Annotated in this window: 20 protein-coding genes; 6 read left to right on the top strand and 14 right to left on the bottom strand. The window is 62.5% G+C overall.

What is annotated here, in order from left to right:
- Positions 1–70 precede the first annotated feature (70 nt).
- Complete coding sequence (locus HX868_RS13090; RefSeq protein WP_177003139.1) at positions 71–934, top strand: MBL fold metallo-hydrolase; 864 nt, start codon at positions 71–73, stop codon at positions 932–934.
- Here HX868_RS13090 and bkdR read toward each other — a convergent pair.
- On the bottom strand, positions 931–1416 hold the full coding sequence (gene bkdR, locus HX868_RS13085; RefSeq protein ID WP_010209335.1) for a Bkd operon transcriptional regulator BkdR: 486 nt from the start codon (positions 1414–1416) through the stop codon (positions 931–933). The two genes, HX868_RS13090 and bkdR, sit on opposite strands and share 4 nt — an antisense overlap.
- A 195-nt stretch (positions 1417–1611) precedes the next feature.
- On the opposite strand from bkdR, the gene HX868_RS13080 reads away from it, so the two are divergent.
- The 5 genes from HX868_RS13080 to HX868_RS13060 all read left to right on the top strand — a co-directional run bounded on the left by HX868_RS13080 (position 1612) and on the right by HX868_RS13060 (position 7770).
- The gene (locus HX868_RS13080) at positions 1612–2847 is read left to right on the top strand and encodes a 3-methyl-2-oxobutanoate dehydrogenase (2-methylpropanoyl-transferring) subunit alpha (protein WP_033902028.1); all 1236 of its coding nucleotides are present in this window, start codon (positions 1612–1614) and stop codon (positions 2845–2847) included.
- A 1-nt stretch (position 2848) separates the two neighbouring features.
- Entirely contained in the window at positions 2849–3907 is a 1059-nt protein-coding gene (locus HX868_RS13075; protein WP_016978112.1) for an alpha-ketoacid dehydrogenase subunit beta, read from the top strand.
- Positions 3908–5167, top strand: a complete 1260-nt coding sequence (locus HX868_RS13070) for a dihydrolipoamide acetyltransferase family protein (RefSeq protein WP_177003138.1) — start codon at positions 3908–3910, stop codon at positions 5165–5167. It begins immediately after the preceding gene.
- Positions 5168–5170: 3 nt separating this feature from the next.
- Positions 5171–6550 (top strand): dihydrolipoyl dehydrogenase, encoded by a 1380-nt coding sequence (lpdA, locus tag HX868_RS13065; protein ID WP_095016898.1) that lies wholly within the window; start codon positions 5171–5173, stop codon positions 6548–6550.
- 200 nt (positions 6551–6750) lie between these two features.
- Positions 6751–7770 (top strand): branched-chain amino acid aminotransferase, encoded by a 1020-nt coding sequence (locus HX868_RS13060; RefSeq protein ID WP_016978115.1) that lies wholly within the window; start codon positions 6751–6753, stop codon positions 7768–7770.
- 36 nt (positions 7771–7806) lie between these two features.
- Here HX868_RS13060 and HX868_RS13055 read toward each other — a convergent pair whose 3' ends face one another.
- From HX868_RS13055 to HX868_RS12995, 13 genes are all read right to left on the bottom strand, one after another.
- A complete protein-coding gene (locus tag HX868_RS13055) occupies positions 7807–8697 on the bottom strand; it encodes a GNAT family acetyltransferase (protein WP_177003137.1) in 891 nt (296 codons plus the stop codon).
- 48 nt (positions 8698–8745) lie between these two features.
- Positions 8746–10857 (bottom strand): type II secretion system secretin GspD, encoded by a 2112-nt coding sequence (gspD, locus tag HX868_RS13050; RefSeq protein WP_177003136.1) that lies wholly within the window; start codon positions 10855–10857, stop codon positions 8746–8748.
- A 5-nt stretch (positions 10858–10862) separates the two neighbouring features.
- A complete protein-coding gene (locus HX868_RS13045; RefSeq protein WP_177003135.1) occupies positions 10863–11381 on the bottom strand; it encodes a general secretion pathway protein GspN in 519 nt (172 codons plus the stop codon).
- Positions 11378–11980, bottom strand: a complete 603-nt coding sequence (gspM, locus tag HX868_RS13040) for a type II secretion system protein GspM (protein WP_095016903.1) — start codon at positions 11978–11980, stop codon at positions 11378–11380. Before gspM ends, HX868_RS13045 begins: the two co-directional genes overlap by 4 nt.
- Complete coding sequence (locus HX868_RS13035) at positions 11955–12947, bottom strand: PilN domain-containing protein (protein ID WP_177003134.1); 993 nt, start codon at positions 12945–12947, stop codon at positions 11955–11957. The genes gspM and HX868_RS13035 overlap by 26 nt, the downstream gene beginning before the upstream one ends.
- The gene (locus HX868_RS13030; RefSeq protein WP_177003133.1) at positions 12944–13645 is read right to left on the bottom strand and encodes a general secretion pathway protein GspK; all 702 of its coding nucleotides are present in this window, start codon (positions 13643–13645) and stop codon (positions 12944–12946) included. Before HX868_RS13030 ends, HX868_RS13035 begins: the two co-directional genes overlap by 4 nt.
- Complete coding sequence (locus tag HX868_RS13025) at positions 13642–14211, bottom strand: prepilin-type N-terminal cleavage/methylation domain-containing protein (protein ID WP_177003132.1); 570 nt, start codon at positions 14209–14211, stop codon at positions 13642–13644. Before HX868_RS13025 ends, HX868_RS13030 begins: the two co-directional genes overlap by 4 nt.
- Positions 14208–14540: a type II secretion system protein gene (locus tag HX868_RS13020; protein WP_177003131.1), complete on the bottom strand. Its 333-nt coding sequence runs from the start codon at positions 14538–14540 to the stop codon at positions 14208–14210. Before HX868_RS13020 ends, HX868_RS13025 begins: the two co-directional genes overlap by 4 nt.
- A complete protein-coding gene (locus HX868_RS13015; RefSeq protein ID WP_177003130.1) occupies positions 14537–14962 on the bottom strand; it encodes a GspH/FimT family pseudopilin in 426 nt (141 codons plus the stop codon). The genes HX868_RS13020 and HX868_RS13015 overlap by 4 nt, the downstream gene beginning before the upstream one ends.
- 7 nt (positions 14963–14969) lie before the next feature.
- A complete protein-coding gene (locus HX868_RS13010) occupies positions 14970–15359 on the bottom strand; it encodes a type II secretion system protein GspG (protein WP_016978124.1) in 390 nt (129 codons plus the stop codon).
- A 13-nt stretch (positions 15360–15372) separates the two neighbouring features.
- Positions 15373–16569 carry a type II secretion system inner membrane protein GspF gene (gene gspF, locus HX868_RS13005; RefSeq protein ID WP_177003129.1) on the bottom strand — a complete coding sequence of 399 codons (1197 nt, stop codon included), beginning with the start codon at positions 16567–16569 and terminating at the stop codon, positions 15373–15375.
- Positions 16566–18257, bottom strand: a complete 1692-nt coding sequence (gene gspE, locus HX868_RS13000; protein ID WP_177003128.1) for a type II secretion system ATPase GspE — start codon at positions 18255–18257, stop codon at positions 16566–16568. The genes gspF and gspE overlap by 4 nt, the downstream gene beginning before the upstream one ends.
- 222 nt (positions 18258–18479) lie before the next feature.
- Positions 18480–19520, bottom strand: coding sequence for a substrate-binding domain-containing protein (locus HX868_RS12995; RefSeq protein ID WP_177003127.1), 1041 nt, complete (start codon positions 19518–19520; stop codon positions 18480–18482).
- Between the last annotated feature and the right edge of the window lie 192 nt (positions 19521–19712).

The following is a 19712-nucleotide window of genomic DNA, read 5'->3' as shown; positions in this document are numbered from 1 at the left end:
TAAGCTCAAAACATTATGTGAAAACGTAAACTGATTGTAACTACTTTTTTCTTCATCCGGGACAACCGCCATGCCAGCGCTGATTCAAGCCTTTCTGGACGACGCCTCTTCGACCTACACCTACGTCGTTTATGAAGCCGACGGCGGCCCCTGCGCCATCGTCGATTCGGTGCTCAACTACGACCCGGCCTCGGGGCGCACCGACACCGCCCAGGCCGACAAGGTCATCGCCTTTGTGCGCGAGCATGGGCTGCAGGTGCAATGGCTGCTGGAAACCCACGCCCACGCTGATCACTTGTCTGCCGCGCCTTACCTGCGCCGCACGCTGGGCGGCAAGATCGCCATCGGGCAGTCGATCAGCACAGTGCAGGGCGTGTTCAAGAACCTGTTCAACCTGGAGCCGGAATTTCGCGTGGATGGCTCGCAGTTCGATCACCTGTTTGCGCCGGATGAGGTGTTTCACATCGGCACGATCAAGGCCCAGGCCCTGCATGTGCCCGGGCATACCCCGGCGGACATGGCCTACCTGATCGACGACCGGTTGATCCTGGTGGGGGACACGCTGTTCATGCCGGATGTCGGTACGGCGCGCTGTGATTTCCCTGGCGGCGATGCGCGGCAGTTGTATGCGTCGATGCGCAAGTTGCTGGGCTTTCCCCTGGAAACCGAGTTGTACGTCTGCCACGACTACCCGCCTGAAGGTCGTGAGGCAAAGTGCCGGACCACGGTGGCCGAGCAGCGGGCGGGGAATATCCATGTGCATGATGGCGTGGATGAAGCCGCGTTTGTCGAAATGCGCACCACGCGCGACGCAGGGCTGGGGATGCCGACGCTCTTGCTGCCGGCGATCCAGGTGAATGTGCGGGCGGGGAATATGCCGCCGGCGGAGGACAATGGTGTGGTGTACCTGAAGATTCCGGTCAACCACCTCTAACCCAGGTTGATGCCGTTGGCCGGTAACGGCAACGCGGTTTTATAGCGCACCTGCTTGAGGGCAAAGCTGGAGCGGATGTTGGCGACGCCCGGCACCTTGGTCAAAAAGTCCATCATGAAGCGCTCCAGCGACTGGATTGTCGGCACCAGCACCCGGATCAGGTAGTCCGGGTCGCCGGCCATCAGGTAACACTCCATCACTTCTGGCCGGTCCGAGATCGCGCCTTCGAACTGCTGCAACGCCAACTCATTCTGCTTTTCCAGGCTGACGTGGATGAACACGTTGACGTGCAGCCCCAATAGATCGGCGTCGAGCAGCGTGACCTGGTCACGGATCAAGCCCAACTCCTCCATGGCCTTCACCCGGTTGAAACACGGCGTGGGCGACAGGTTCACCGAGCGGGCCAGGTCGGCGTTGGTGATGCGGGCGTTCTCCTGCAGGGCGTTGAGAATGCCGATATCGGTACGGTCCAGTTTGCGCATGAGACAAAATCACCTGTTTATTATGTTTATGCAGATTTTTTATCCGCAAATGATCCTGAGTGCAATGAAACACAGATAAATATTCTTCCACGCCCCGCCTATGATTGTTGTAGGACAAGATTTCTCCTATCCGGAGGCTGACTGTCAGCTAGCGCGCCCACTACAAGAAATTCACAAGATAGAGCGTAGAAAGCCATGACCCAGCAGTATGAACCACTGCGCCTGCACGTCCCTGAACCCTCGGGCCGCCCAGGCTGCAAGACCGACTTCACATACCTGCGCCTGACCGACGCAGGTCTAGTGCGCAAACCCGCCATCGACGTAGAACCCGCCGACACCGCCGACCTGGCCAAGGGCCTGATCCGCGTGCTCGACGACCAGGGCCAGGCCCTCGGCCCGTGGGCCGAAGGCGTCCCGGTCGAGATCCTGCGCAAAGGCATGCGTGCCATGCTCAAGACGCGCATTTTCGACAACCGCATGGTGGTCGCCCAGCGTCAGAAAAAAATGTCGTTCTACATGCAAAGCCTTGGCGAAGAAGCCATCGGCAGCGCCCAGGCCCTGGCCTTGAACATCGACGACATGTGCTTCCCCACCTACCGCCAGCAAAGCATCCTGATGGCCCGCGAAGTGCCCCTGGTGGACCTGATCTGCCAACTGCTGTCCAACGAGCGTGATCCGCTCAAGGGCCGTCAGTTGCCGATCATGTACTCGGTCAAGGACGCAGGCTTCTTCACCATTTCCGGTAACCTCGCCACCCAATTCGTACAAGGCGTGGGCTGGGGCATGGCCTCGGCGATCAAGGGCGATACCAAGATCGCCTCGGCCTGGATTGGCGACGGTGCCACCGCCGAATCGGACTTCCATACCGCCCTCACCTTCGCCCACGTGTACCGTGCGCCGGTGATCCTCAACGTGGTCAACAACCAGTGGGCCATCTCCACCTTCCAGGCCATTGCCGGGGGTGAAGCCACCACGTTCGCCGGACGCGGCGTCGGTTGCGGCATCGCTTCCCTGCGGGTGGACGGCAACGATTTCATCGCGGTGTACGCCGCCTCCGCCTGGGCCGCCGAGCGTGCGCGCCGCAACCTTGGTCCTACGCTGATCGAGTGGGTCACCTACCGCGCCGGCCCGCACTCCACTTCTGATGATCCGTCGAAATATCGCCCAGCCGACGACTGGAGCCATTTCCCTCTGGGCGACCCGATTGCCCGTCTCAAGCAGCACCTGATCAAGATTGGCCAGTGGTCCGAAGAGGAACACGCAGCGGTCAGTGCAGAACTTGAAGCCGAAGTGGTCAAGGCGCAGAAAGAAGCCGAACAGTACGGCACCCTGGCCGGCGGCCAGATTCCAAGCGCCGCGACCATGTTCGAAGACGTCTACAAAGAGATGCCGGAGCACTTGAAGCGCCAGCGTCAAGAGTTGGGGGTCTGACATGAACGATCACAACAACAGTATTGAAGTGGAAACCGCCATGACCACCACCACCATGACCATGATCCAGGCCCTGCGCTCGGCCATGGATGTGATGCTCGAACGCGACGACAACGTGGTGGTGTTCGGCCAGGACGTCGGTTATTTCGGCGGTGTGTTCCGTTGCACCGAAGGCTTGCAGACCAAATACGGCAGCTCCCGCGTGTTTGACGCGCCGATCTCCGAAAGCGGCATTATCGGCGTGGCCGTGGGCATGGGCGCCTATGGCCTGCGTCCGGTGGCCGAGATCCAGTTCGCCGACTACGTCTACCCCGCCACCGACCAGATCATCTCCGAAGCGGCGCGCCTGCGTTACCGCTCGGCCGGCCAGTTCACCGCGCCACTGACCATGCGCATGCCGTGCGGCGGCGGCATCTACGGCGGGCAGACCCACAGCCAGAGTATCGAAGCGGTGTTCACCCAGGTCTGCGGGCTGCGCACGGTGATGCCTTCGAACCCCTATGACGCCAAAGGTTTGCTGATCGCCTCCATCGAGAACGATGACCCGGTGATCTTCCTTGAGCCCAAACGCCTGTACAACGGCCCATTCGATGGCCATCACGATCGTCCGGTAACCCCGTGGTCGAAACACCCGCAAGCCCAAGTACCGGACGGTTATTACACCGTGCCGCTGGACGTGGCCGCCATCGTGCGTCCGGGTTCGGCCGTTACCGTGCTGACCTACGGCACCACCGTGTATGTGTCGCAAGTCGCCGCCGAAGAAACCGGCATTGACGCCGAGGTCATCGACCTGCGCAGCCTGTGGCCGCTGGACCTGGAAACCATCGTCAAATCCGTGAAGAAGACCGGTCGTTGCGTGGTGGTGCATGAAGCCACCCGCACCTGCGGCTTTGGTGCGGAGTTGGTGTCGCTGGTGCAAGAACACTGCTTCCACCACCTGGAAGCGCCGATCGAACGCGTCACCGGCTGGGACACCCCCTACCCGCACGCGCAAGAGTGGGCGTATTTCCCAGGGCCGTCCCGAGTGGGCGCGGCGTTGAAACGGGTCATGGAGGTCTGAATGGGCACGCACGTTATCAAGATGCCGGACATTGGCGAAGGCATCGCGGAAGTTGAACTGTCGGTGTGGCATGTGAAGGTTGGCGACATGGTCGTGGAAGACCAGGTACTGGCGGATGTGATGACCGACAAGGCGATGGTAGACATTCCCTCGCCCGTGCACGGTAAGGTGATTTCCCTCGGCGGCGAGCCGGGGGAAGTCATGGCCGTGGGCAGTATTCTGATCAGCATTGAAGTGGAAGGTGCCGGCAACGCCAAGGAAGCGCCCGCCGTGAAGGAAACGCCGAAGGCCGCGCCTGTAGTTGAAGCCAAGCCTGCGCCAGTCGTGGTTGAAAGCAAACCTGCGCCGGTTATCGCAGCCCAGGCACCTGTGGCACGTGAAGCCGACGAACGCCCATTGGCCTCCCCGGCCGTGCGCAAGCATGCATTGGACGCCGGGATTCAACTGCGTCTGGTCCAGGGCTCTGGCCCGGCGGGCCGGATTCTGCACGAAGATCTGGAGGCTTACTTGCTCCAGGGGCCGACGCAAAACAAAACGGCTGCCAACCCTTACGCCGAACGCCACACCGAAGAACAGATCCCAGTGATCGGCATGCGCCGCAAGATCGCCCAGCGCATGCAGGACGCCACCCGGCGTGCCGCGCATTTCAGTTATGTAGAAGAGATCGACGTCACCGCCCTCGACGAGTTGCGTGTGCACCTCAACGAGAAACACGGTGCTACGCGCGGCAAGCTGACCCTGCTGCCGTTCATCGTGCGCGCCATGGTGGTGGCACTGCGTGACTTCCCGCAGATCAACGCGCGTTACGACGACGAAGCCCAGGTCATCACCCGCCTCGGCGCGGTGCATGTGGGCGTCGCCACCCAGAGCGACGTTGGCCTGATGGTGCCGGTGGTGCGTCACGCTGAAGCCCGCAGCCTGTGGGGCAACGCCGAAGAAATCGCACGTTTGGCCACGGCTGCGCGCAATGGCAAGGCCAGCCGTGACGAGCTGTCGGGCTCGACCATCACCCTGACCAGCCTGGGTGCCTTGGGCGGCATCGTCAGCACGCCGGTGCTGAATCTGCCGGAAGTGGCCATCGTCGGCGTCAACCGTATCGTTGAACGGCCGATGGTGATCAAGGGCCAGATCGTGGTACGTAAGATGATGAACCTCTCCAGCTCCTTCGATCACCGGGTGGTCGATGGCATGGACGCGGCGCAATTCATCCAGGCCATTCGCGGCCTGCTCGAACAACCCGCCAGCCTGTTCCTGGAGTAAGGCATGACGCAGACATTGAATACCACGCTGTTGATTATCGGCGGCGGCCCTGGCGGTTATGTGGCGGCGATTCGTGCCGGCCAGTTGGGCATCCCGACGATTCTGGTGGAAGGCCAGGCGCTGGGCGGTACCTGCCTGAACATCGGCTGCATCCCGTCCAAGGCCTTGATCCACGTGGCCGAGCAGTTCCAGCAAACCATCCACCACAGCCAGGGTTCGCAACTGGGCATCGAAGTGGATGTACCGACCCTGGACATCCGCAAAAGCGTGGAATGGAAAGACGGCATCGTCGATCGCCTGACCACCGGCGTCGCCGCCTTGCTGAAGAAACACAAAGTGCAGGTGATCCACGGCTGGGCCAAGGTGGTGGACGGCAAGACCGTCGACGTCGGCGACCAGCGCATCCAGTGCGAACACTTGCTGCTGGCCACCGGCTCGAAAAGCGTCAACCTGCCGATGCTGCCGATTGGCGGGCCGATCATCTCGTCCACTGAAGCGCTGGCGCCAACACGAGTGCCCAAGCGCCTGATCGTGGTGGGTGGCGGGTATATCGGCCTGGAACTGGGCATCGCCTACCGCAAGCTCGGTGCCGAGGTCAGTGTGGTCGAGGCACAGGATCGTATCCTGCCGGCCTACGATGCCGAGTTGACCCAGCCAGTGAATGAATCCCTCAAGCAACTGGGCGTGAAGCTGTACCTCAAGCACAGCGTCACCGGTTTTGCCGATGGCAGCCTGCAAGTACGCGACCCGAATGGCGACACCCTGTCTCTGGCAACGGATCAAGTGCTGGTTGCTGTGGGTCGCAAACCCAACACCCAAGGCTGGAACCTCGAAGCGCTGAACCTGGAGATGAACGGCGCGGCGATCAAGATCGACAGCCGTTGCCAGACCAGCATGCGCAATGTGTATGCCATCGGCGACCTGAGCGGCGAGCCGATGCTCGCGCACCGTGCGATGGCCCAGGGTGAAATGGTCGCCGAACTGATCAGCGGCAAGTCCCGCGAATTCAACCCAGCCGCGATTCCGGCAGTGTGCTTTACCGACCCGGAACTGGTGGTGGTCGGCAAAACGCCCGACGAAGCCAAGGCCGCCGGGCTGGACTGCATCGTGTCGAGCTTCCCGTTCGCGGCCAATGGCCGGGCGATGACACTGGAGTCGAAAACCGGCTTCGTGCGGGTGGTGGCACGGCGTGACAACCACCTGATCGTCGGCTGGCAGGCCGTGGGGGTTGGCGTCTCCGAACTGTCCACCGCCTTTGGCCTGAGCCTGGAAATGGGTTCGCGCCTGGAGGACGTGGCGGGCACCATCCACGCCCATCCAACACTCGGCGAAGCGGTGCAGGAAGCCGCGCTACGCGCCTTGGGCCACGCCTTGCACCTGTAAACACAGCCTCTGTAGGAGCGAGCTTGCTCGCGAAAATCGCCAACGATGACGCGTGGAACCAGAATGAACGCGGCGCCCTTGAGTTTTTCGCGAGCAAGCTCGCTCCTACAAGGGACGCGGGGGATGCGAACGGCCCCGGGAATGAAGTATTGTTGCGCCCATCCAGAAAAAAACCGACTTGACCAACGATAGAGGGTGTCATGGGTAACGAAAGCATCAATTGGGACAAGCTGGGTTTTGACTACATCAAGACCGACAAGCGGTTTCTCCAGGTCTGGAAAAACGGCGAATGGCAAGACGGCACCCTGACCGACGACAACGTGCTGCACATCAGCGAGGGCTCCACCGCCCTGCACTACGGCCAGCAATGCTTTGAAGGCCTCAAGGCCTACCGCTGCAAGGACGGTTCGATCAACCTGTTCCGCCCGGACCAGAATGCCGCCCGCATGCAACGCAGCTGCGCGCGCCTGCTGATGCCGCATGTGCCGACCGATGTGTTCATCGACGCCTGCAAGCAAGTGGTCAAGGCCAACGAACATTTCATCCCGCCGTACGGCAGCGGCGGCGCGCTGTACCTGCGCCCGTTCGTGATCGGCACCGGTGACAACATCGGCGTGCGCACCGCGCCGGAGTTCATCTTCTCCGTGTTCTGCATCCCGGTCGGCGCCTACTTCAAAGGCGGCCTGGTGCCGCACAACTTCCAGATCTCCACCTTCGACCGCGCCGCGCCACAAGGCACCGGTGCCGCCAAGGTCGGTGGCAACTACGCCGCCAGCTTGATGCCAGGTTCCGAAGCGAAGAAAGCCGGTTTTGCCGACGCGATCTACCTGGACCCGATGACCCACTCGAAAATCGAAGAAGTCGGCTCGGCCAACTTCTTCGGGATCACCCACGACAACCAGTTCATCACGCCGAAGTCGCCTTCGGTGCTGCCAGGCATCACCCGCCTGTCGCTGATCGAACTGGCCAAGACCCGCCTGGGTCTGGACGTGGTCGAGGGCGAAGTGTTCATCGACAAGCTGGACCAGTTCAAGGAAGCCGGCGCCTGCGGTACGGCTGCGGTGATCTCGCCCATCGGCGGCATCCAGTACAACGGCAAGCTCCACGTGTTCCACAGCGAGACCGAAGTCGGCCCGATCACCCAGAAGCTCTACAAAGAGCTGACCGGTGTGCAGACCGGCGACGTTGAAGCGCCGGAAGGCTGGATCGTCAAGGTTTAAGCAACCCTGAAAAAACCCGCCAGATGGCGGGTTTTTTTATTGTTCCGGGATATTCACCGTGATCTTCTTGCCCATGCTGATCCTCGGCTCCACCCCATACCCCAATGCCTCGTAGAACCCCACCACCGCGTCATTGCCGCCATTGATCTGCAGGTTGATCTTCATGCAACCCAAGGCGGTCAACGCCTGTTCCGCATAGCGAACCAGTGAAGACCCCAAGCCATGGCGCCGATAGTCGGCATGCACCGCCACTGAATACAGCCAGCCACGATGGCCGTCATAACCGGCCAGAACCGTTCCGATCACCGTCTTTTTATCCGTGGCCACGAAGAACAACCCATCGTTGACGGCCAGCTTCTTATCGATCGCCAGGGTTGGCACGTTATGGGCAGTGTCATAGCCAAAGGCCTGCTGCCACAACGTAACCACTTGCGCCCGATGCTGACGGTCGCGGTACGGCCCGATGGGATGCCGGGACAGCAACGCCTTTTCCATCACCAACGTACGCTCGTTGCCGTGGTAAACATCGCGCACGGTGTTGAACCCCAGCTTGGTGTAGAACGGTTCGGCCGTCAGTGATGACGGCACGCTCAATACCGTCACCCCCGCCTCACGGGCGCGCAGTTCAATCTCGATCATCAACAGCCGGCCAATGCCCTGCCCTTGCAAGGCTGGATTGACGAACACCGAGCGCACCACATTACCGTCAAGGGCAGCGGTGGCGACGATCATTTGATCTTGAATGGCCACCAGTACCAGGCGGCGCTTAAGCAAGGCCAACACGGCATCAGGCGTGAAATTACTGGCCACCCGCGCAATCACATCGATCGGATAGTCCCGCGCATTACTGCTGTGCAAGGCCGCCAGGATGACCTGGCTGATCCCTTCGGCATCGGCTGCCTGGGCGAGACGGACGACGGTAGACATGATTCCTCCTGGTTGACGGCGCAATAACAAACACCTATGTACACCAACCTACCCCCCTGGCCGCAACAACTGCATCTGCTGCCGATAATCATCCGTCACCTGCCGCGCCTGCCCACTGCTGGTAATCACCTTAGGCGTAATCAACACAATCAGCTCCGTCCGATCCTTCGACTTGCTGGTACTCCCAAACAACCACCGCAACCCCGGAATCTTCCCCAGATACGGCACAGCACTCACACTCTCCCCGTTGTCCTGCTTGATCAACCCCCCCAGCAACACGGTCTGCCCACTCTGCACCGCCACTTGCGTCGACACCGAGCGCGTCGAGATACGCGGATTCACCGGCGTGTCGCTGTTCGCACTCTGACTCTCGGCATCACTGACTTGCTGCTGAATATCCATGTACACCAACCCACCCGGATTGATCCGCGGCACCACGTCCAGAATCACGCCCGTCTGCACATACTCGACACTGCTCAACGTGGTATCCGCATCCCCGGTATTCACCGTGGTCTGGTTGATCGGAATGTTGTCCCCCACCTGAATCTGCGCCGGCTGGTTGTTCATCACCACCAGCGACGGCGCCGACAGCACCTGGGTGCGGCCATTGGTTTCCAGCGCATGCAACGCCACCTGCAGATTCGAACTGACAAACGAGTAGAACAACGAATCCGTCGCCCCCAACCCCGCCCCACCCCCGCCGAGTGCGCCCTGGCTGCCGGAAACGTTGGCGACGGTGGTGCTGGAGGAATTACCCGCCAGCCGCCCCAGGTACCACTGCACGCCCAAGTCCAGTTCACCGGTGAGCTTGACCTCAAGAATCCGCGTCTCGATCTGCACTTGCAGCGGCGGGTTATCGAGCCGCTTGATCGCCGCTTCGATCTCTTTCCACTGCGCGGGCCGGGTGCGCACCAGCAGTTGATTGCTGCTCTTTTGCGCGGTAATGCGGGTGCCGGCTTCGAGCGCGCTGGTGGGCGCGACTGCCTTCTCGTCCGGCTCCGGCGCTTCGGCAGCAGGCGGGTTGTTCTGCAAGCCGCCGGTATTGAGTGACGACAGGGTCGTGGTGCGCAGGCCTGGCGCGACCTTGGCCGGTGTGTCGTCCTTGATCGCGCCGGTGCCGTAGATCTGCCGCAAGTACTTGGCCAGGTCGGCGGCCTTCATATTGCGCACGTCGTAGACGTACATCTGCGGCTCGTTGCCGCCGCCCTCGTCGATGGTGCGAATCCAGTCGCCCACCTCGCTGAGGTACTGCGGCTGGGAAGAAATCGCCACCACCGAGTTGGTCCGCTCAATCGGCAAAAAACGCAGCATGCCGGCCAGGGGCATGCCGCTGTCAGGACCGAACAGGCTTTGCAACTGGGGCATCAACTCGGCCACGGACGCCCGTTGCAGGCCGAAGACGCCCACCGACATGCCTTTGAGCCAGTCCACGTCAAAGGTGTCGATGGTGTCCTGGTAGTTGGCCAATTCATCCGGAGTGCCAGCCAGGCTCAGCACATTGCGCGCCGGGTCCACCAGCAGGAACGCATTCTCGCGGGCGAAGGGCTTGAGCAGTTTCTGCATCTCGGTGGCGGAGATGTAGCGCAGTGGGAACAACCGCGCCGACAGGCCGCTGGACGGTTGCGCCACGCTCATCTGCGGCACCAGCTTGCCCGCCACCGCTTGGTTGGCGGGCAGAATCACATAGCGATCACCCTGTTTGATCATGGCGTTGTCGGTCCAGGACAGCAGGGTTTCGAGGATCGACAGCGCCTGTTGTTTGTCCACCGGCTTGGAGGTGGAAAAGCTCACATTGCCCTTCACGCCTTGGGCGATGCTGTAGTTTTCATGCAGCAGGTCGCCCATCACGCTGTTGATCACCGCTTCGATGGGCTGGTCGGCGAAGTTGAAGACGATATCGCCACCCTCCTCTTTCGCCACCGGCTGCGCTGCCGGCCCGCGCATGAACTGCTGGTTGCCACGGATCAGTTGGCGCTGCGTTGGCGTTTTAACCGCAGGTGGTGGGCTTTCCGGCGCGGCTTGCTCGGTCGACGGGCGTTGCGAGCCGGTGCCTTGCAGGGCTTCGTGCAGCAGGTCGTCGTCCGGATCGAGGCGGTCGGGGAAGGATCCACATCCGCTCAGGACAAAAGCGGTCGCCAGGCAAAACGTTGAGGTGCGCATGTCGATCAAGGGAGAGGCTCGCGGGGCAAAGTAATGGGGGGCCGGGTGGACGGCGGCGGCAGGCGCTTGGCGTAGAAGCTCAAGGTTTGCGTGCGGCCGTCCAGGTTGAATCGGGCGGATTGCGGGGTCAGGTGGTCCAAGCGCCAGCCGTTGGGCAAGGCCTGGCCGAGGCGGACCGTCAGGGCGCGGCCATCGGCCTGCTTGAGCATGGCCATTTGCAGGTTGCCGGTGATCATGATGCCGCTGAGGGTCAGGTTGGCCAGGCTGGTGACCTGGGCTTTGCCCACGACGCGATCCGGGCTGCGATCCGGGCTGAACAACGGCGCCTGCCACGTGGCGGCGAGGTGCTCCAGCGGGACACTCGGCGCGACCTGTACCTGGGCGGTGGGATGGGCGCGCGCGGGCGCGTCAGGCAGCCATTGCGGCTCATCACCGATGCTGCTGAGGATCACCGCCATCAACACGCCCAGCAATCCCGACAAGCCGAGCAGGCCCCACTCCACGGGGCGTAATCTGCCGATCATGGCGTCACCCGCGCCGGTTGCAGGTAACCGCGCACCAGCAGGTGCACCACCAGCTTGCCCGCACCGCCACTGGCCGGCGCCTGTTGGCTGCGGCGGATGCGCAGTTCATCCACGAACAAGAACGGCGGTTGATACTCCAGCTCATGCAACAGCGCTTCCAGGGGTTCGATGGCGCAGTCGAGGGTCAGGCTGACCTTGACCTGGCGATACGGCTCGCCGTCGTCTTGCTCCGGCGTGATGGGCTTGCGCTGGGTCAGGCTGCAACCGCCGCCGAGGTTGGCGTGGCTGTTGATCAGGTCGGCAAGGCGCTGCATCAGGTCGGCGGCCACCACGTCGGGGTCGTCCCCCGGCAACAGGCTGGTGCTGCTGGCCGGGTCCTGGCGGGCTTGCTCAAGCTGTTGGCGCAGCGCATCACGTTGGCGCAACACGCCGGCATAGCGTTGCTGTTGCTCGCGCAACTGTTCGGCTTGTTCGCCCATGTCGCGCAGGGGGCCGGCGAACCAACTGTCGATCAGCAGCCAGTAGGCCGTGCCGAGTACCAACGCCAACACCAGCAAGGCAGTGCCGCGGCGTTCACGGGGTGTGAGGGGTCGGCGCATCGGCGGCCTCCTGGCGTAGGTGGGCACGCAAGGCAAACTGGTCCTTGCCGGTACGGGCATCGGGCTGGATCACCCCTTCGAACTGGGCGTTTTCCAGGCTGCGGCAGCCTTTGATGCGGGTAATCAGTGCGCTGGCCTTGGCGCTTTGACCTGAGAGGGAAATCTCGCCGTCCTTCACGTCCAACTGATCCAGCCAGGTGTCGGCGGGCAGACAAGTGGTCAGGTCGTTGAGTAGCGCGGCCAGGGGCGGTTGCGCCAGTTTGCGCCGGGTAAGGTACTGCGCCGCGCCCCGGGTATTGAGCAGTTGCTGGCGCAGGGCATGCACCTCGGCGACCTCGGCTTTCTGTTGCTGCACACTGGCGTGCATGGCGTCGATGACGCGCTGGCGGTCGTTGAGCCACAGCAGCATCGCTGCGATCAGCAAGGCCCCGCACAACCACGGCAGGCTGCGTTGCAAACCCATGCCCGGCGGGCGTTGGCGTGGGCGCAACGGCGGGGGCAGCAGGTCGATGCCCAGGTTGGCCGCATCCACGCGATGGGGATGCAGGCCTAGGGCGGTGCAGTCGCTGAGAATCTGGTCCAGGCGTTCGCGCAGGATCGCCACCAGCGTGACTTCAAGGTGGGTGGACGTGCGCCGTTCCTGGCACGCGACGAAATAGAGTTGGTCGGCCTCGAACGGGGTGTAGCGATCCAGTTCATAACCGACCACCGCGTTGAGGTTGCGCCCGGCGGCCAAAGGCAGTTGCACGCGCTGCAGCAGCACGGCATCCGCGCCAAGCATCAGCACTTGGCGCGTGCTGTCCGACGCGACCGGCGCCGGTAACGGCCAGTGGTGGATCTGCTCCGGCGGTTCTGGCCGTGCCAACCCACTCGGCACACAGGCGCGCAGCTCCGCAAGCCACAAGCGCCAACCCTGTTGCAGCAGGCTGCCGCGCCAGTGCCGGGCGATGGGTTCTAGTCGATTCATTCTTGCCAACGCAACACCCGATAGGGTTGTGCGCTGTCCTCCGTTGGGCTCAATAAAACGGTGACTTGCAGCCGCGCCTGATAACCGCCGGGGCGCTCGGCGCGGCTGTCGACCACCAGCACTTCGCCAGGGTCGGCACCTTCGGCGTTCTGGCGCGGCAGGTTCAGCGCCTTGCGCATCAGCGGGCTGGCGAAGGCGGGATCGGGGCGATCCAGGTCGCTCCACAAGGTGATCTCGGGTAGCAATTGGCTGTAGAGGGTTTGCGTCATACCGGGCAGTTGACGCACTTCTTCCAACACCCGGAACGGCGCCAGGCCCTTTTGGCGGCGCGCTTCAAGGGCCTTGGACAGTTGCGTCGCCTGGGCCGGGGTGGCGCCGCAGGCCAGGGCCAGGCGCGTGAAATCCTGTGCCTCGGCGTTAATCAGGTAAAGCTTGCCACGCTCGCTGCGCAGGCTGACGTGCAACTGGGCGTCATCAAACACCAACGGGATATCGCGACCATCGGCCACCCAGCGCCGGTCAGCCATGACCAGGGCGATACCGGCTTCCGCGGCCAGCACGGTTTGTGTGTGCTGGCGCAACCACAGGGCCTGTCGGCTTTCCAACTGCACCCAGCCGGCCAGGCCGCCGAGCAATACGCTGAGCAAGGCCAGCACCCACAGCACCAGCAGCAGGGCCGCACCACGTTGGCGCCTCATTCTTCCACGCTCCCGCTGGACAGGTTCAAGCGCAGGGCAATCACCTGGGTGACCCAGGGCACCGGGCCGTCGACGTTGGCGGCGATGCGCACGGCCGCAGGCAGGCGTTTGGGCCATGGCCAATCACTGATCCAACCCGTCGGCTGACCCAACGGCGACACGCCGCGATAACTGAACTGCACAGCCTCGATGTTGTTCAGCAGCACCTGGGGTTCACGCTGGGAAAAACCGACCTGCAAATCCTGTTCGACCCGTTGCAGGCTGAACCGATGAATCCCACCACCCAGCACGCCGGGCAAGGTCGAGACAAACTCCAGCCGCTGCGCCGTGCCGACAAAAAAACCATCGCCCTCACCCACCGCCAGTGGCAACGTTTCGCTGATCGCCGTGCGCAAAAACTGTTGAGCGGCGCGCACTTCATCCAGGTTCACGGTATACGCCTGGGCCTTGGACACGGCGCGATTGGCGCCCAGCAATGCGCCCCCAACCAGCACCAGCAAAACGCCCAACAAACTGAGCACTACGAGGATTTCCAGCAAGGTAAAGCCCTGCTCGCGGCGCGTCATAGGCGCGCCTTCAAGGTGCTGAAACGGGCCTGGTGCGGGCCTTCGCTGAGGGTCAGGTCGAGGCGAAACACATGCGTCTGTTGCCGGGTGCTGATCAGTTGCCAGTGAATACCGTCGAGCTCGCCTTGGCTGACGCCGTTACTCAATCGTCCCGCTGCCTCCTGATCGAAAATCGTCAGCGCCGCATGGGTAAGCCGATCACTGTGGGCCACCTGGGACAACGAGCGCGCACTCTGGCCGAACGCAACCAACAGCACCGTGCTGCACACCGCCATCAGCGTCAGCGCGGCGAGCATTTCCAGCAGCGTGAACCCAGCCTGGCGCCTCATGGCAATGCCTTGGATTGCACGCTGCCGGTAAGCCAGCCGATATCGATGCGCCAACGCCGTGTGCCATTGGCCAATAGAAGATTGCCGCCCGTGGAGCTACCGTCGGGATAGAACTCGACGGAGGGGCCCACCTGCTCGGCAGTGTGCAGTGTCACTTGCAACTCGGACGGCCACCGTTGCAGCGCACGTCCCGGCGCCTGGAACGTACGGTCTTGCATATCGAATGCAGTCCGTGCCGCCTGCCCGCTGACGATCGCCCCCGCACGCGTGGTGCGCAGCGCTTCCACCACCTGCCCCACCGCGCGGCGCTCTTTCGCCGTCTGCAGGCCCTGGCGCACGCCCAGCCCCAGCAAACTGGCGGCGAGGCTGATCAACAGGATCACCACCAGCATCTCCAGCAGGGTAAAGCCGCGCTGGAACATGGCCGCGTTACTCCCAATTGCCCAGGTCGGCGCTATAACCTTCGCCGCCCGGCTGGCCATCCTGGCCATAGAAGATCAGGTCGAAGGCGCCGTGCTCGCCGGGAAAACGATAGCCGAAGGCATGCCCGAACGGGTCCTTGAGGTCAGAAGGTTTGGCATAACCGCCGGGCCTGTCCACCAACTGTTGCAGGCTGGTGGGCGGCGCGCCGACGTCGAGCGCGTAGCTGTCGATCTTCATGCTCAGGCTGGCCAGTTGCGCCTTGCCCGCGCCGTACTTGCCCTTGTCCACATTGCCGCCGACCTGGCGCACGACGATGGTGGCGACGATGCCCAGCAACACGATCACCGCGAGCATTTCCAACAGGGTGAAACCGCTTTGGCGGCGGGGTTTTCTCATGGGTCAAGCTCCTTCATATATTGCTGGTCAGGCTCATCAGCGGCAGCATGATCGCCAACATGATCACCGCCACCAGCACCGCCATGACCACGGTCAGGGACGGCACCAGTGCGGCAAGCAAGCGGTCGATGCCGCGCTTGGCTTCGACGTCGAAGATGTCGGCGACCTTGAGCAACATGCTGTCGAGTTCGCCGGCCTGTTCGCCGACTTCAATCATTTGCAGTGCCAGCTCGGGCAACAGCGGCTGGCTGCCGAACGCGCTGGCGAGAGTACCGCCGCCTTTTACCGATTCCGTCGCATGGCCCACTTGAGCCTGCAATGCGCGGTTGGTGCAGACGTGCCGCGCGATCACCAAGGCTTGCAGCAACGCCACGCCATTGTTGAGCAGCGTGCCGAGGGTGCGCGTCAGGCGTGCCGCTTCGACCCGTTGCAACAACGGGCCGAGCACGCGAATGCCGAGCAGGCGTCGATCGTATTGTTCTCGAAATGCCGGATTGCGCAGGCGTACGGCCCAACACCCACCGCTGACGATCAGCCCGGCCAGCACCGCCAGGCCATAGCTGCCCAGGAACTCACCCAAGGCCAGAATCACCTCGGTAATCCACGGAATCGGCACGCCCAGGTCCTGGAAGATCGGCACGAACTGCGGCACCACATACGCCAGCAACAACGCCAGGGAACCCAGCACGCCCACCACCAGGAAGGCCGGATAGATCAGCGCATTGATCACCTCGCCGCGCAGCCGCTCGCTGCGTTCCAGGTAGTCGCTGAGCTGACGCAGGGTACTTTCCAGCGCGCCACCGGCTTCACCGGCACGCACCATGCTCAGGTACAACGGTGAGAAGCTGCCGCCCTCTTGTTCCAATGCGGCGGACAGGGGTTTACCCGCCTTGACGTGATCGCGGATGCGCTCGATCAGCGCGCGCACCTGAGCGGGGCCGGGTTGCTTGAGCAACAGGGTCAAAGAGCGTTCCAGAGGCTGGCCGGCCCCCAACAGCGTCGCCAACTGCTGGGTAAAACTCACCAACGCCGTGCCCTTCAACTGCCCACGTGGGTTGCGCAGCAGGGGCCTGCCGGCTGCTTCAATCTGCAGCAGCAACAGGCCGCGCTTGTGCAAGGCGGCGACGGCGGCAACTTGATCCGCGGCTTCCAGCGTACCGTTCTGCGGCACGCCCTGGTTGTCCAGGGCGCGGAACTTGAACAGGCTCACGCGCTGTCCCCACGGGTGACGCGCAGCACTTCTTCCAACGAGGTAATACCGGCCAAGGCCTGGCGCAGCCCTTCTTCGTACAGGGTGCGCAAACCGGCGCGGCGTGCGGCCTGTTCCAGCGTGGCGGCATCGGCGTGACGCATCAGCAGGCTGCGCAGCTCATCGTTCATCACCAGCAGCTCAGTGAGCGCACTACGACCGTAATAGCTCCCGCGATAGAGCAGGATCGGGCGTTGTTCGGTCAGGCGATCCAGGCCATGTTCTGCGATCAGTTCCGGCGGTGCTTCAAAGGCCGCGCGGCTGGCCGGGTCCAAGCGCCGCACCAGGCGCTGGGCGAGAATGCCGCTGACGGTCGAGGCGATCAGGTAGCTTTCCACGCCCATGTCCAGCAGCCGCGTGATACTCGCCGCGGCGCTGTTGGTGTGCAGGGTGGAGAGCACTAGGTGCCCGGTCAACGACGATTGAATGGCGATGCGGCAGGTTTCCAGGTCGCGGATCTCGCCGATCATGATCACGTCCGGGTCTTGGCGCACGATGGAGCGCAGCGCCCCGGCGAAGTCCAGGCCGATGGCGGGCTTGACCTGGATCTGGTTGATGCCTTCGAGTTGGTATTCCACCGGGTCTTCCACGGTAATGATCTTGCGCTCGGCGGTGTTGAGCCGCGACAACGCGGTGTAGAGCGTGGTGGTCTTGCCGGAACCGGTGGGCCCGGTGACCAGCAGAATGCCGTGGGGTCGTTCCAGCAGGTCGAGGAAAGTGGCCAGGCGCTGGCCGTCAAAGCCCAGGCTGGGGAAGTCGAACTGCACGGTTTGCCGGTCCAGCAGGCGCAGCACCACCGACTCGCCGAAACTGGTGGGCACCGTGGACACGCGAAGGTCGAGTTCCTTGCCCTGGATGCGCAGCATGATGCGCCCGTCCTGGGGCAGCCGACGTTCGGCGATGTCCAGCCGCGCCATGATCTTCACCCGCGAGATCACCGCCGCCGACGAACTGGCCGGCGGCGCTTCGGCGTCGTGCAGTACGCCGTCGATGCGATAGCGCACCTTGAGTTGGTTTTCGAAGGGTTCGATATGGATATCCGAGGCGCGCTGTTCCACGGCGCGCTGAAGGATCAGGTTGACCAGGCGGATCACCGGCGCCTCGGAGGCCATGTCCTTGAGGTGTTCGATATCTTCCTGGGCGCCGCCCTGCTCATCGAGGTTCTCGATCAGGGTGCCCATAGCCGAGCGGCCCTGACCGTAGTAGCGCTCGATCAGGGTGTCGACTTCATTGCGCGGGCCGATCGCCAGCCACACCGGCACCTGGCACGCATAGGCCAGGGCCTCGAACGGATAATGTTGCGCAGGGTTGGCCGCCAGTACCCGCAGGCCGTTGTGGTTCCAACCCATGGGCACCACTTGGTAGTGCCGCATGAAGCGTTCGGTCAGTGCAGGCAAAGGATCGAGCAGCGGCGGCGCGGCGTCGGCCAGCAACAGCGGCGCGTCGAGCAACGCCGCCCAGGCACGCGCCAGTTCAACTTCGGAGATCAGGCCCAGGCGTGTCAGCAGACTCAGCAGATCGTCCGTGGACAGGCGTCGGGCGCGCTCCAGGTCCACCGTTTTCAGCCCGGCATGCTGCATCAGCCACGCACACACCTGCTCGGTGTGCGGGATCTGCATCTGGCAGGCATCGATAGGCGCTGACGACATAATGTTCAGGTATCTAGTGTTGCGAGAAAGTATGGCTATTTGAAACTACGGAAACATGCCATTAGTTAGCCATAACCCAGGGAAAAGTAAGCAGGGGTTATCGACTGGAAGTTATAGACCTAGTTCCTGAAACAGGGGAATAAAATAAACACAACCTCCAAGACCATTGCGCCAGAGCCTTGGCAGCTAATAGCCATCATCCCACTAGTTGCAATTAGCCACTTAGGCGCTTTCACGCGCAATCAAACGGCATTCCAATAAATTCAAACGCGTTACTTCATCTTCTACAGGCAGCACACCCAAACTTTCAAGCACACGCGTGGCGGCCAACACACCTATTTCCAATGCGGGCGGTTTGATCGTACTCAGGCTCGGCAGCAGCATTTCGGCGAACGGGTAATCGCCGAAACCGAGCACCGCGCACTTCTCGGGGATCTTCAGTCCGGCCCGCTGCCCAGCCAGTAAACCACCGGCCGCCAGGTTGTCATTGGCGAAGAAGATCGCATCTGGTGGCGTAGCATGGCTCATCAATACCTCCATGGCCTGTTTACCCGCTTCGAAGGGCGCGCGATCTGGGTCGGGAGAGAAGACCCAGGGTTGCACACCCAACTCGGTCAAAGTCGCGGCGAAACCCTCACCCCGCTCCATGGCGCTGAAGTCCCCTGCTGCACTGTTCTGCACGAAGGCAATGCGCCGATAGCCTTGACCATGCAGGTAACGCGCGGCGGTGACGCCCACTTCGAAGTGGGAAAACCCAATCTGCAGCGGTGCGCGTTCGGGCACGTAGTCCCAGGTTTCTACCACCGGAACATCCGCGTCGGCGATCATCTTTTCAGTCGTCGCGCTGTGGAAGCGGCTGGTCAGTACCAGCGCCGCCGGCGACCAGCCAAGGAACGCACGCACCGCACTCTCTTCCTGCTCGGCGCTGAAGTAACTCGACGCCAGCAACAGTTGATAGCCATGCCGGCTGAGGGTGTCGCTGAAGCCCTGGATGGTATTGGCAAAGATCGGCCCCGAGATGTTCGGGATCACCATCGCCACAATGCGCCCACGTGCCGAGGCCAGCCCGCCGGCCACCAGGTTGGGCACATAACCCAGCTCGGCCACCACCTCGGCGATGCGCTCGCGGCGTTCGGGTGACACCTGTTCCGGCTGGTTGAAGTAACGCGACACGGTAATCGCCGACACCCCGGCCTGGCGGGCCACGGTATTCAAGGTGACACGCCCGGCGCCACGGCGTTTGCGCGGTTTGTCTTCGCTCACGGGATGATCCTGTTAAAAACCAAAAAGAATATAGGACTAATTTTTCAGTATTTGACGTTCTAAACCAGACCTACCAATAATGGCGATGTTAGCGCTAACAAAGCGCGTTGTCTGCTACTCGCTCGAGCGAATGCCAAAGACATTTCACAGGCGCTGACGGTCGCAAGAACCGCAGCGGTTCAGGGCATTCTT

This window comes from Pseudomonas reactans (genome assembly GCF_013385825.1).
Classification (GTDB): Bacteria; Pseudomonadota; Gammaproteobacteria; order Pseudomonadales; family Pseudomonadaceae; genus Aquipseudomonas; species Aquipseudomonas reactans.
This window is presented reverse-complemented; position numbering and strand designations above follow the sequence as displayed.